This is a genomic window from Paenibacillus faecalis, assembly GCF_900289175.1.
In the GTDB taxonomy this organism is placed as follows: Bacteria; Bacillota; Bacilli; order Paenibacillales; family Paenibacillaceae; genus Paenibacillus_AQ; species Paenibacillus_AQ faecalis.
The window spans coordinates 407550-419956 of sequence record NZ_LT985747.1; the positions used below are offsets into that span (position 1 = coordinate 407550).

General features: G+C 45.0%; 13 protein-coding genes. 5 read left to right on the forward strand and 8 right to left on the reverse strand.

All coding sequences use genetic code 11. From position 1 onward, the window contains the following. The first annotated feature begins 94 nt into the window (after positions 1–94). A complete protein-coding gene (locus C8268_RS01955) occupies positions 95–1330 on the forward strand; it encodes a nucleotidyltransferase (RefSeq protein ID WP_106766120.1) in 1236 nt (411 codons plus the stop codon). Here C8268_RS01955 and C8268_RS01960 read toward each other — a convergent pair. Continuing rightward, entirely contained in the window at positions 1320–2360 is a 1041-nt protein-coding gene (locus C8268_RS01960; protein WP_106766121.1) for a SepM family pheromone-processing serine protease, read from the reverse strand. The two genes, C8268_RS01955 and C8268_RS01960, sit on opposite strands and share 11 nt — an antisense overlap. A 117-nt stretch (positions 2361–2477) precedes the next feature. On the opposite strand from C8268_RS01960, the gene C8268_RS01965 reads away from it, so the two are divergent. After that, a complete protein-coding gene (locus C8268_RS01965) occupies positions 2478–3701 on the forward strand; it encodes a nucleoside recognition domain-containing protein (RefSeq protein WP_106766122.1) in 1224 nt (407 codons plus the stop codon). Here the strand turns inward: C8268_RS01965 and coaD are convergent. Then, a complete protein-coding gene (gene coaD / locus C8268_RS01970) occupies positions 3679–4197 on the reverse strand; it encodes a pantetheine-phosphate adenylyltransferase (protein ID WP_106766123.1) in 519 nt (172 codons plus the stop codon). The two genes, C8268_RS01965 and coaD, sit on opposite strands and share 23 nt — an antisense overlap. 5 nt (positions 4198–4202) lie before the next feature. Beyond that, positions 4203–4793: a 16S rRNA (guanine(966)-N(2))-methyltransferase RsmD gene (rsmD, locus tag C8268_RS01975; RefSeq protein WP_106766124.1), complete on the reverse strand. Its 591-nt coding sequence runs from the start codon at positions 4791–4793 to the stop codon at positions 4203–4205. A 466-nt stretch (positions 4794–5259) separates the two neighbouring features. On the opposite strand from rsmD, the gene C8268_RS01980 reads away from it, so the two are divergent. After that, on the forward strand, positions 5260–5880 hold the full coding sequence (locus C8268_RS01980; protein ID WP_158702653.1) for a DUF2975 domain-containing protein: 621 nt from the start codon (positions 5260–5262) through the stop codon (positions 5878–5880). A 14-nt stretch (positions 5881–5894) separates the two neighbouring features. Further along, complete coding sequence (locus C8268_RS01985; protein WP_106766126.1) at positions 5895–6104, forward strand: helix-turn-helix domain-containing protein; 210 nt, start codon at positions 5895–5897, stop codon at positions 6102–6104. A 187-nt stretch (positions 6105–6291) separates the two neighbouring features. On the opposite strand, the gene C8268_RS01990 is transcribed toward C8268_RS01985, so the two are convergent. Both C8268_RS01990 and C8268_RS01995 read right to left on the reverse strand, forming a co-directional pair. Further along, a complete protein-coding gene (locus C8268_RS01990; RefSeq protein ID WP_106766127.1) occupies positions 6292–6396 on the reverse strand; it encodes a sporulation protein YjcZ in 105 nt (34 codons plus the stop codon). A 200-nt stretch (positions 6397–6596) separates the two neighbouring features. Continuing rightward, positions 6597–6830, reverse strand: a complete 234-nt coding sequence (locus tag C8268_RS01995; RefSeq protein WP_106766128.1) for a helix-turn-helix domain-containing protein — start codon at positions 6828–6830, stop codon at positions 6597–6599. 174 nt (positions 6831–7004) lie between these two features. On the opposite strand from C8268_RS01995, the gene C8268_RS02000 reads away from it, so the two are divergent. Continuing rightward, positions 7005–7676 carry a tetratricopeptide repeat protein gene (locus C8268_RS02000; RefSeq protein ID WP_106766129.1) on the forward strand — a complete coding sequence of 224 codons (672 nt, stop codon included), beginning with the start codon at positions 7005–7007 and terminating at the stop codon, positions 7674–7676. A gap of 127 nt (positions 7677–7803) precedes the next feature. On the opposite strand, the gene C8268_RS02005 is transcribed toward C8268_RS02000, so the two are convergent. The 3 genes from C8268_RS02005 to C8268_RS02015 all read right to left on the reverse strand — a co-directional run bounded on the left by C8268_RS02005 (position 7804) and on the right by C8268_RS02015 (position 12210). After that, complete coding sequence (locus C8268_RS02005; protein WP_106766130.1) at positions 7804–8439, reverse strand: GDSL-type esterase/lipase family protein; 636 nt, start codon at positions 8437–8439, stop codon at positions 7804–7806. 127 nt (positions 8440–8566) lie between these two features. After that, complete coding sequence (locus C8268_RS02010) at positions 8567–11746, reverse strand: MMPL family transporter (RefSeq protein WP_106766131.1); 3180 nt, start codon at positions 11744–11746, stop codon at positions 8567–8569. Then, positions 11743–12210 carry a MarR family winged helix-turn-helix transcriptional regulator gene (locus C8268_RS02015; RefSeq protein ID WP_234032646.1) on the reverse strand — a complete coding sequence of 156 codons (468 nt, stop codon included), beginning with the start codon at positions 12208–12210 and terminating at the stop codon, positions 11743–11745. The genes C8268_RS02010 and C8268_RS02015 overlap by 4 nt, the downstream gene beginning before the upstream one ends. Positions 12211–12407 lie beyond the last annotated feature (197 nt).

A 12407-nucleotide genomic window follows, 5' to 3' on the forward strand; every position in this document is an offset into this window, starting at 1 on the left:
GCACTGTTGCATCAATGAGGCCAAGTATCTTCCGTTATTCTTTCGAAAGCCGCCAGTATTTATGATATATTTTTAGCACAAGGAGTTGGTTGAAGTGAAAACGGTTGGAATTATCGTAGAATACAATCCACTGCATAACGGTCATGTGCTTCATTATAATCGATCTAAACAAATTACGGGTGCCGATGCCGTAGTAGCGGTTATGAGCGGTCCATTTCTACAACGCGGAGAACCCGCGATCGTAAATAAACGGGCCCGGACAGAAATGGCTCTGCGAATGGGCGTTGACCTTGTTATTGAGCTGCCTGTAACCTATGCGGTCCAGCCTGCTGAATGGTTCGCTTACGGCGCTTGCACCCTTCTAAATGCCACCGGGGTCGTGGACAGCCTTTCTTTCGGCTCTGAAAGCGGGACACTCGATAACCTTCTGCCGGTAGCAGAAAAACTGGTTAAGGAGAGCGACGAGCTGAGAAAAGAAATCGCAAGACAAATGTCAACGGGAAGCAGTTTTCCTTCCGCATACGCTGCTGCTGCCGCGGCTGTAACCGGAGCCTCGGAATCATCCATACAAGCTTTAAACAAGCTCTTAGCTAAGCCCAACAATTCGCTGGGGCTTCATTATCTGATAGCACTTAAGCGGCTTGGCAGTCCAATCGTTCCCTATACAATCCCGCGGGAGAGTGCACAATATCACGATGCAGAACCTGCCGCTTCGACCATTGCAAGCGCCACGGGTGTCCGCAAGCTGATCTCAGAGCACGGACTCGAAAGTTCCGCGCCGTATGTCCCGGATTACACACTCGACATTCTTCGCCGAGAATTCGAGGAAGGCCGCGGACCTATAAATTGGGAAAATTTCCGTCAACCGATGTTTCATGCTCTTTTAACACAAGATGTCACTCAGTTGCAGCTGTTCAATGAAGTGACCGAAGGGTTGGAGCATCGAATTCAGCGTCTGCTTCCGCAGCTTGCAGAGCCGAGCATAGAAGCGCTGCTGGACAGCATAAAGACCAAACGATATACAAGAACCAAACTGCAGCGAATGCTTCTACATATATTGCTTCAGAACAAGAAATCGGATATGACACGAAAGCAGCTGGAAGAAGGACCGGGATATATCCGCGTGCTCGGATTCAGAGAATCAGGACGTGCTCTGCTCAGAACAATGAAGAAGTCCGCTTCCCTTCCAGTCATCACCAGACCGTCTACCTTCGATCATCCCTTCCTTGAACGGGATCTCAAGGCGGCAGCTGTTTATGCTAACGCATACGCCAATCCAGCCATTCCCGCGATATTCAGCGATTATCTCCTGCCTCCTATCACTCTTTAGGAGGCAGGTTGTTCATGTGCTGGATCGCATCCTGGAGCTTGTCGACCGGGATCAGTTTCATTGCGGTACCGATGCTGTCCGCTTTGGCTTTGGCTTCATCATAATTTTTGCTCGGCACAAAGAACAGCTCTGCTCCTTCCTGGTGAGCGGCGACAATTTTATGCTTCACTCCTCCAATCGGGCCTACGGTCCCCTCCTTATTGATCGTTCCGGTTCCTGCCACCCGATACCCCTTGGTTAAATCTCCTGGAGTGAGCTGATTATAGATTTCGAGCGAAAACATTAAACCAGCTGAAGGTCCGCCTATATTCGTATCGGCAAAGGTGATACGTGCATCCGGGTTTTCAGGTTCGATCTTCTGCATTGTAGCAATCATTACGCCTAGCCCTGGCCGCTCAGCCCCCGTTTCATCATCTTTGATCGACACCAGTTTGACTTGTTCTGTTACTAAGTGACCTGCCCGCTCCAGCTTCACCTCTACCGACTCGCCAACATTTTTCTCCGACATCAGCTCCGCCAACTCTTCGTTATCTGAAGCTTTCTTTCCATCTACGGACAGCAGCTTGTCACCAGGGTGGAAATAATCCTTGTTTACAGAAGTTTCAGGAACCGAAATGATGAACATATAATCCGGGACAATGCGGTAATCAATGCCAGCAGCATTATAAGCAGCCTCCATCGCCAGAGACTGGGAAGAATTCATATAAAAAACCTGGGTAGCCGCATACTCCTCCTTGCTTTGCTCGCCCAGCTTCTCTTCTTTCTTTACGACCTCCGCATTTGAATTAAACGCAGACATAAATAACAATGCCATATTTGCATAGCTCGCCGATACCGTTGTCAGCATAAAAGTCCCCTCTTCAACAGGATCACCTTTTTCAACAGTAATCATCGGCTTTACATTCTCGGCACTTCCTGGCTGATAAATCAGGTAAGGTGTCGGCATGTATACAACAACATACAGTAGAACTCCCATAATCACAAGGTATAAAAGTACTTTTAATCCACTTGCTTTAACGGTTCTTTTCATGATTTCCCCTTCCCTCTGGCATGTCACTTGCCATTTGCAACAGCTGCAAATGGTCTGATGGTTGTCTTCTCTGCATAAAGTGGTACTAGCCATGTTTACGCAGAGAGGAGAATCGTTATGAATAAAGGTCATGTCGTCAACCGATCTTCCAGCTTATGGACTACCATTGTTCTTGGAGCTGCAGCTTTCCTGCTGGTATTGGCTGTCGTCAGCGCGCCTGAATCTGCTTTCCAAGCCTCTCTCCAGGCTTTAAAGCTGTGGTGGAATATCGTATTCCCAGCCCTTCTGCCTTTCCTTGTCCTTATAGAAATCATTATTGCCTATGGCTGGGCTCACGGTGTCGGCATCCTCCTAAATCCCTTTATGCGAAAAGTTTTTAAAATATCAGGCAGTGGCGGCACCGTTCTCATTACCGGAATGATTGCCGGCTTCCCTGCAGGCGCGCAAATTTCCACAAGCCTGATCAAACAAGGAGAACTTGGTGTCAAAGAAGCCGGAAAATTGGCCGCGCTGTCTCATTTTTGCAACCCGATGACGATCCTGGTCGTGGTTGGCGTCGGATTACTGCACCAGCCTGCTGCTGGATATTTCCTGCTGATCGTTCACTGGATTGCCGGCTGGCTTGCAGCATGGTCATTCTCATTCAAACAACCAAGGCTAGGCAGCGCCGAAACCGGACACTCTGTAGCGACAAAAAAATATATAAAACAAACAAAAAGCGCTTCATTACTGCTTCGTGCGGCAAATGCGGCTTCCAAGGCACGAGTACGGGATGGACGCAGCTTCGGCAAGCTGCTTGGCGATTCCGTCACACGTTCTGTCCAGACGCTCATGATGACCGGCGGTTTTATTATGATCTTTGCGGTCATTGTTAAAGTGTTGTCCACTTATCTGTTTCCGTATGCGTCTTCTTACGTTGCAGGCGTGCTGGAGATCCATATTGGGACACAAACCATCAGTGAAAGCACATTTCACTCCACTTCCATCCAGCTGGCCCTTCTGTCGGCTGTGCTGGCATGGAGCGGCATCAGCGGGCATCTTCAAAGCATGTCCGTTCTGCCAGCAGACAGTATAAAATGGACGGTATTCGTTGGGAAAAGACTGCTGCATACGGTTTATGCTTTCAGCTTAGCGCTCATCTTCTGGAAGCCTGCGGCCTTGATCAGTTCGGCCGTGCATCCTGCATTCAGTACAACACCGCAGCAAACTGCTCAACATGAGCACGTCTTAAGTTTATGGAGCAATTTATATAGCGTACTGAAATGGCAAATGATCACTTTTTTTATGTTCATATGCCTGCTTGTGATCGCCTCACGGATTATTTCCCGGCTCTCTCGCTAATTTTTTGACGGAGTGCGATATCAACTTCTGGGCACACCAAATCCGTCGTGTCCCCGTTAAAATGAGCTATTTCCTTGACAAGACTTGAGCTGAGATAAGAATATTTCGGATTTGTCATCATGAATATCGTTTCCGCATCAGGGTTCAGCTTATGGTTTGTGGATGCAAGCTGAAGCTCGTATTCAAAATCAGTAATTGACCGTATTCCCCTCACGATCACTTGAGCATCTTTTTCCCGAACATAATTGGCCAGCAAGTCCCGAAAGCTGTCTATCTCCACGTTCGGCAGATGCGCTGTGACACGTCTGAGCAAGTCTTTGCGCTCTTCTACCGTAAACAGCGGGTTCTTGCTCAAGTTGTTAAGGACGGCCACGATCAGATGGTCAAATTGTTTTGATGCTCTTGTAATAATATCCATATGTCCCATCGTTACAGGGTCAAAGCTGCCTGGATAAACGGCTACACGGTATGTACTGTTCTTCGGTTGTGTTTTCATTGATGTTATTCCTCCTCGCCGGGCTTCTCCGACTTGCTTTCATATTGTTCAAATTCATAAATCGATACGGCGGTTTCACCGTATTCGGCTGTCCGTAAATGCCGAAAGCCGCTTACATGTTCGGAATACGAATAGCTTGACTCATATTCCAGCACTAATAAGGCACCTTTGCGAAGAAGCCCCCGCGATGCCATCTCTATCATAAGTATATTTCCGTTTTTTATCCGGTACGGAGGGTCCAAAAACACAAGGTCAAAGTTATAGTTTCTCTTTTCCAATACTTTAATGGCCCTTCCCGCATCATTACGATATATTTCAGCATTGGATTCAAAGCCTGTCAACTTCAGGTTAGCTTTGATGGTATCGATACTTCTTGACTCGATATCGATAAACACAGCCCGCTCCATCCCCCGGCTCAGCGCCTCTATTCCAAGTCCGCCTGTACCAGCGAACAGGTCCAGAACGTTGCCCCCTTCAAAATACGGACCAATCATGCTGAAAATCGCTTCCTTCACTTTATCCGTCGTCGGACGGGTGCCCATGCCAGCCACGCTTTTCAGCGGCCTGCCCTTGGCACTTCCCGCTACTACTCTCACTACCGATCTCACCCGTTCCATCTCTAAATGTTGAAAAATGCCACTCGAAAAGACATTTTATGAGATAATGGTAACACAATCACCCCTCATATGAAAAATGAATCATATCCACCTTCAATATTTTTCAAAGAACAGGTATATTTGCGCCTGTGAAGGGCATCCTTGAAATATCGACATCAATGAATGTCGTAGACAACCGCGGAGAAGACTTACGTTTCCCCATAAGCTCTTCGTCCGGTTTCTCCTCTCCCATGATGGGCGTCCCGAAGGGGCGCCCGGATAAAAGCCCTTGTAGCAAGAAGTTGCTACAAGGGCTTTTATCTTTTTATAAACTTCAAGGAAAACATATTTCTGATTTCTCTGTTCCCATTGATTACATTTAGTAATATAATTAAAAAAATAACGATAATCATTAATTTTTTAATGTTATATGTAATAACCCAATACAGAGAAGGTGATGAGGATAATGAATCCAGATGTTTTAAAACAAATAAAAATGAGATCAAATAAAATTATGACATTCATGAATCTGATCATAGGAGGAACGATTGTTTTCATTGTTGCTGCAATAGGACTACTTATTTGGGCTAGTTTTGTACCCCAAGAGTCATTTCAAGCTGAGAAAGGTGTAGCGCATTGGTTATTAAGCGTAAAGATATCGGATCATCTTTCCTTCAGTTCTATAGTTCCTTTCAGCATTCTTCAACCACTAAGTACAGATCGGTTTCAGGCCAAAACAGCCTTTATTACATTCCTTTTGTCTCGAATGCTTATCTTCATGCCTGTATTTTTATATGGTTTAAAGCAAATAAAGAATATACTTCTTTCTATCACGGATACGCATACCCCTTTTGCAGTACAAAATGCAACTCGGTTTAGAAATCTTTCTTATGCAGTTATTGGATATTCCCTTCTCGGAAATCTAATTTTGAATTTATCAATCATTATTTTTGTAACAAATATCTTTAGCATTCAATTAACGAACATTAGTTTAACAGGACTTATGATCGGTTTATTGCTGATGATCGTTTCGCATATTTTCCGTTATGGAGCCTATCTCCAAGAAGAATATGATTCAACACTGTAAGGATGTGAATGACTATGGCAATTATAATACGTTTAGACCGAGTATTAGCAGATCGAAAAATGAAATTGAATGACCTGGCTAAAATAGCAGGTATTTCTAATGTCAACCTTTCTAACTTAAAAACAGGAAAAGTAAAGGCCATTCGCTTTTCAACGCTTGAAGTTATCTGCAAAACTTTAGAGTGTCAGCCAGGTGATCTATTAGAATATATTCCAGAGGAATAAAATTTGAAATTAATGAGAGTAACAACTCTGAAAAAAGTTATAGATTTTGGCCAAACAAAAACTAGCGGTCGCTTCCCAGTCAATACTGAGAAGCGACCACTTCAAGGTAGATCTTGACCGTGTTAAGGTAGGGTTTCATTGCTTCGATGATCATTCACATTAGTTATACAACTTACATCGCTTATACTTAGATAAATGCGCGTAAGATAATAACCAACAGAATGAACAATACCAAGACAATACCTATAGTCGAACCAAATCCAAATCCACAACCTCCAGCTAATCCACTCATATTGATCCCTCCCTTTCTTGAACATACTACATGCTATTCTCTAGTCTTCAAAAATGAACTAGGCTTGTGCCTTTGATGATCAGATTGATAAATCAGCCTATCAGCTTTAAAAGCTAATATTCCATAATTTCATAAACAAAAAAAGCGTTCGATATACACCGGACGCTCCTATCCCTGAATTTATTGTATTAACCCAGTCGCTACATTTCCCCCGGCGATTTCTCATCAGATGTATTGGAACGTCTGCGCCGGTCGATAAGCCCCTCTTCTCCGTGTTCCCGATACTTTCGCATCCACACTTTCAGCCGACCGATATCTGTTATGTCCAGGGCCCTGGCAACTTCTCTCTTTGTCATTCCTTCCAGCCTCATGGCGACTGCCTTCTTTTTCGTCTCCAGACTGTAGTAACGAAAAATCTGTCCCTTGTTCGCCAATCATATCACCTCTTTCATTTTATATCGGCTTATTCATACGGTTTTTCAATATTGACTGCCTTGAAATTATAGACGGTTTCCATTAGACTGTGCCTGAAGAAGATAGCGGATATCCTAAATGTGAACATGCGATGCTTCAAGCCTATGTGACATTTACATTAATGGAGGACAAGAATGGGAAATTTTATTGGATTTCTTTTGATGTGGAGAATTTTGGGAAATCCGGTCGTAGCTATACTGATCATACTTCTAATCGTTTATTTGCTCGACCGTCGCTTTGTTGGACTGTTTCCGAGCTTTACCCACCCTTTCAAACGCATGCGCAGCATCTCCAAACTTCGTACAACGATTGCCAACAGTCCAAGTGACGTATCCTCACGCCATGAGCTTGCAAGACTGCTTACCGAACGCCGCAAATACAAGGAAGCTCAAGAGCTGCTTGAGTCCATTCGTACCAGCTCAGAGCATTCCGCAGAATATTGGGATGATCTTGGCACTTGTCTGTTGCATACAGGGAACATTCCACAAGGAGAAAAATACATTTTAAAAGCTCTAGAGCTCAATCCCAGAGTGAAATACGGACGACCTTATTTAAGATTAGCGAAGGCGTATAAAGAGAGTGATCGTGAAAAAGCCATCGCCTATGTCCAGCAATATCAAGCTGATCATTCCTCTTCCAGCGAAGCTTTTTATCTGCTTGGCTCGGTGTATAAAGACCTTGGAAGAATCGATGAAGCCAAACAGGCCTTTAAGGAGTCTGTTGATATTTACAAATCACTGCCAAAATATAAAAAACGTCAGGAGCGCAAGTGGGCGATTCGAAGCCTTCTAAAAAGCAGCTTCTAGATCGGAAGGACTGACGATCTTTCGAAATTGTTCGAGAAGGTGGCAACCGAGAATAAAAGCAAAAAAAGGCGGCGCAAGGATCACATCCTTAAGCACGCCTTTTCTTCATTTAATACGTTACCCTACTTTAATACAAAGGCCTATATCCAAGATGGGAGAGCTGCTCTGCAATAACGCGATGTCCTTTCGTGCTTGGATGAACACCATCTATTGAGAGCATTTCTTGCTCCCGCCCCTTAAATCGGGAATATACATCTGCTGTTCGAAAATAGCCCCCGAAGTCCAAGCCTATCAAAAAGCGATTGAATCGAATAACATATTCATCCGCTTCCCTCCAGGAAGGGTATGGATTATATAACCCCACCGCTCGAATCATATATGGCCGTCTGCTGTCCATCTTCAGTTGCCGGATGACGCCGAGACTACCGGACATATTTTGCTCACACCGAATGATCGCCTGATCCAGCTTCCCCCTATCCGGACGACCTCCTGACGAACGTACGGCACGAATCAGATCATTGCCTCCAATAGAAATTGTAATGATATTCGCTTCTCGTATACAACTGCGAAACAACGAATCTCTCCTCACCCGTTCATACAGCGCTTCCGACGTTAAACCATTGATCCCCAGATTGTGATAGCTTACAGTCTGCTGAAGTTGTTTCTCTGCCATCCGTTTATATAATGGCACAAAACCGCTGCCGGGCATCGCGCCAATCCCGAAGGTCAGGGAGTCACCGACAGCGGTGTAATGATACACCACCCTGCTCACCTCCACCTGCTTATGTTAAATATCATATGATGGAGCTGCTATAACCGAAACGGGGATATATCTCGCTTATAACCACAAAATGCTTGGCAAAGCCGTATAGGGTGGAGGTTCCCGAAGGTTACATTGTTACATCTTGATGCTTTTCATCTTGATGCTTTTCATCGGTATGCGTTTTGCGGTTGGTAAACGGCCACCAGTTTGCATTGCCGAACATTTTTACCATCACAGGTACAAAGAATGGCAGAAACACGAGTGCATAAAGCAGAAGACCGGTAAGTACAACCGTTGCAATCTGCATCATCGACAGCACGCCGGATGGATACATCGCCGCAAATGTACCACCAAGAATCAAGACAGCTGATAAAATAACAGTCCCCATATTCCTCATGGCATGAAGTATCGCTTCCTGCACATTCTTCCATTTGTTCTCGTTAAATCGGTCCATTAGAAAAATACTATAATCAACACCAAGTGCCATCAGCATGACAAACCCGAAGAATGGAGTTGCCCAGCTAACGCCTGAATATCCTAACAGATCGACAAAAACAAATTCCGTTACTCCCATGGATACATAGTACGTAATGATCAATGAAAATAAGAGATAGATCGGCATTATAATAGAGCGCAGCAGAACGATCAGAATGAGTGAGATACCTGTTAGCATCAAGAGCACTGTCCGGTTATAATCCTCATCTGAAATCTTTTTCAAATCAGCAAATGTACTGGTTACCCCACTGATTTCCTGTTCAGCATTCTCAAGTTTGGTTCCTTTGACTGCACGATCTACCGCATCATTTATATCCTTTACACTGTCCAAAGTATCGGCAGCGTACGGATTCCCTTCGAAAACAACATCGATAGTCATTATTTTCCGGTCTGTTGATAAATAATTGTCAAAAGCCCGCTGCATATCCTTATGATCCAACACTTCTTGCGGAATAAAAAATCCGCTTAACTCTTTATCCTGCACGGCTTGGATTTGCGTCAGATAATCCTGAGCGGTATCCAGTCCTCCGCTAATTTGAGCTAGACCGCGAACGCTTTGATCCAACCCATCGGTCAGTTGGCCGAGCTGATCTGACAACTGACTGAAGCCCTTCTCGATTTGCTCCTGTCCACCTTGCAGCTGCTCCATACCAGATTGAATCGAGGGAATGTTACTGACGATCTGGCCTTGACCAATGGCTGCTTGATCCAGCCCTTTCTGCAGCTCGCTTATTCCTGAGATCAATTGATCGAAGCCTTGGGCAAGTGCCTGTTGACCCGATACCGCAGCGGCAAAGCCTTCATTCGCTTTATTCAAACCGTCCGCTGCCTGTTTCGTCTGCTGCTGTATTTGCATAAGCCCCGCAGCCAGCTGGGACGCCCCCTTGCCAGCTTCACTAACCGTTCCGCGGATCGTTAAGTAGTCTGCATCCTGAAGAAGCTCTGGTCTGGATGCTTCAAGGCGCTGGAAGGATGTCTCCAATCCGCCCAAAGCTGTTGCAGCGCCGTCAAGCTGGCCTTGAATCTCTGCCATCGCGGTGCTTAAAGCAGATATTCCTTTCGCGGCCTGCTGGTAACCATTGAGCAGCTCATTGCTTGCAGCGGCGAGCTGCTGGGCGCTCTCTTTTGCGGTCCGTAAGCCTTGCTTCAGTTCGCCCGCTCCGACAGAGCCGCTCTGTATACCAGCTTGTATTTGGCCCAGCGCGTCCCCAAGTTCTCCAATCCCCTGATGGAGTTCAGCAGTACCCTGGGTCAGCTTGCTGCTGCTGTCAGCAGCCTCCCTAAGCTCAGGTTCATTTTGACTTAATTTTTGGCTCGCTTCAGACAATCCTTTTTGGATTTCAGACAAACCATCCGTCGTCTGATCCAGACCTTGATTCAAAGTTCCGACCTGCTCGGAGATGTGGAAATCCTTGATTTCATCCCCAGTTGGACGAGACAAGCTTCGTACGGAGTCCACACCGTTTACCTTTAAAAGCTCGCGGGATATTTTTTCCGTCAAAGCGATATATTCGCCGGTATCCATCCGGTCATCATTTTTAATGACGACGGTCGCCGGCATAGATTGGCCTGCGCCAAATCCTGCTTCGATCAGATTAAAACCTTTCACGGATTCATAGTCTTCGCTTATTTCTTCCATGCTGTTAAACGACAGATGTCCATTATACGTTAGCAAAAACGGGGCGCAGATCACGGCAACAATGAGCAGCGCTGCCCATGGGCGCTTTAATGAAAACTTACCAGCATAGCCCCATACTTTACTCTCCTTATGCTCCAGCGAGCCTTTGGAAGGCCAGAACAGCTTGTTGCCCAGCACCAACATAAAAAAAGGTACCAACGTAAACAGTGCCGCGAGCATAACGGCAATACCAACAGCTACGGCTACTGCGGACTGGTAAAGTATAAACTGTGATAACCCGATGGACACAAAGCCGATGAAAACAGCAAGGCCGGAGAAAAACACCGTTTTACCCGCTGTACGATAGGTTTCTATAATTGCTGAAGCTGTGTTTTCTTGCCGCATCAATTCTTCCTTGTATCGGCTGATCAACAAAATGCAATAGTCTGTCCCAATCCCAAACATGACTGCAACCATGAAAATTTGTGTAAAGGTTGATATCGGAAAATCAACCGTATCTACAAGGATAGCTACAATGCCCTGGGATACTAAATAACTAATACCAACCGTCAGCAGCGGAACAAACGGGGCAACGAAAGAACGGAACACGGCAAATAAAATGACAAGGATAAATATGACCGTGATGTATTCCGTCTTTTTAAGTCCGTCTTCCGACCCCTGGATCGTATCCTCTGTAATCAACGCATCGCCGGTAAGATAATATTCCACACCGATATCGCCAAGTGTTGTATGAATTTTCGTTCTCAGTTCTTTGGTCGTCATTATATCGTTGTTAGATGAAATAGCGATCATGATCGTTTTTCCGTCTTCGGATATCATCTTGTCTTCAAGAGCCGGTTCATCGAATGGATTCATAATCGAATGAATACCTAATGCATCCTTCTCTGCTTTCAAGTCACTGACAGCCTTTTGAACCTGATTTTTTCCTTGTTCACCCAAGCCGTCTGGATCATGAAAAACCATAACTGACGGGATCAGATTCCCTCCACCTTTGTCCGCATTCATCTCCTTCAAAAAATCGGCTGCCCGAGTTGAAGAATATCCTTCCGGAACATTCAGCTGTCCCTTCTCCCGAACCAATTCCCCCATGGATGGAGCAGTGAATAACAGCACAAAAACAGCAGCCAGCCATAATACAACAACAGCCCATCTGGCTTTGAGTATCGTCTTCATTCTTTTGCTCCCCTTTCATAATCCTGCATCAAATTCGCTAGTTTTTCATACAGTGTTATAAAAAGATCCACTTCGTCCTCATCAAAATGAGTCAAATATGATGATACGATCGACTGTACCTGAAGCTCGGTCTGCTCATATACACTTCGACCTTCTTCTGTAAGTGTTAAATAGACTACTCTGCGATCAGTGCTATCCCGTGTTCTTTCGACCAAATTCCGTTCCGCCAGTCTGTTAATAATGGATGTAATCGAGCTTTTACCAACAAATAAAAAATCCGCCAAAAAAGTGGATGTGCATCGTTCAAAATGATGGATCAAGCCCAACACTTGATACTGTTCCCGTGTCAACTCTACACCAATGACTTCACGGATATCTGCAAGAATACGCCTGTTCACTGTCATGTCCGCGTTAAGGTAACGCTTGATCCAGTTTTCCGTATGCTTTAAATCGATGCTGTTCACCTCCCGTCCCATTTAGTTCAATGTTGAAACTATTTTATGATCAAACTATATTCAATTATGAATTCATTGTCAATTTTTACTGTAGGAAAATACAAAAAAACCGACCTTTTAGTAAAAATGGAGGTTAAGACCAACCATCTACAAAAGGAACGGTTTCTTCAGCATTCAGTATGGCATATTTTATGGATCAGCTTTCC

Bases quoted from the DNA above. Each gene is read 5' to 3' on its own strand.
- C8268_RS02000 (WP_106766129.1), top strand. From the start codon at position 7,005: ATGGGAAATTTTATTGGATTTCTTTTGATGTGGAGAATTTTGGGAAAT.
- C8268_RS01960 (WP_106766121.1), bottom strand. From the start codon at position 2,360: ATGAAAAGAACCGTTAAAGCAAGTGGATTAAAAGTACTTTTATACCTT.
- C8268_RS02010 (WP_106766131.1), bottom strand. From the start codon at position 11,746: ATGAAGACGATACTCAAAGCCAGATGGGCTGTTGTTGTATTATGGCTG.
- C8268_RS01965 (WP_106766122.1), top strand. From the start codon at position 2,478: ATGAATAAAGGTCATGTCGTCAACCGATCTTCCAGCTTATGGACTACC.
- C8268_RS01990 (WP_106766127.1), bottom strand. From the start codon at position 6,396: ATGAGTGGATTAGCTGGAGGTTGTGGATTTGGATTTGGTTCGACTATA.
- C8268_RS01980 (WP_158702653.1), top strand. From the start codon at position 5,260: ATGAATCCAGATGTTTTAAAACAAATAAAAATGAGATCAAATAAAATT.
- coaD (WP_106766123.1), bottom strand. From the start codon at position 4,197: ATGAAAACACAACCGAAGAACAGTACATACCGTGTAGCCGTTTATCCA.
- C8268_RS01985 (WP_106766126.1), top strand. From the start codon at position 5,895: ATGGCAATTATAATACGTTTAGACCGAGTATTAGCAGATCGAAAAATG.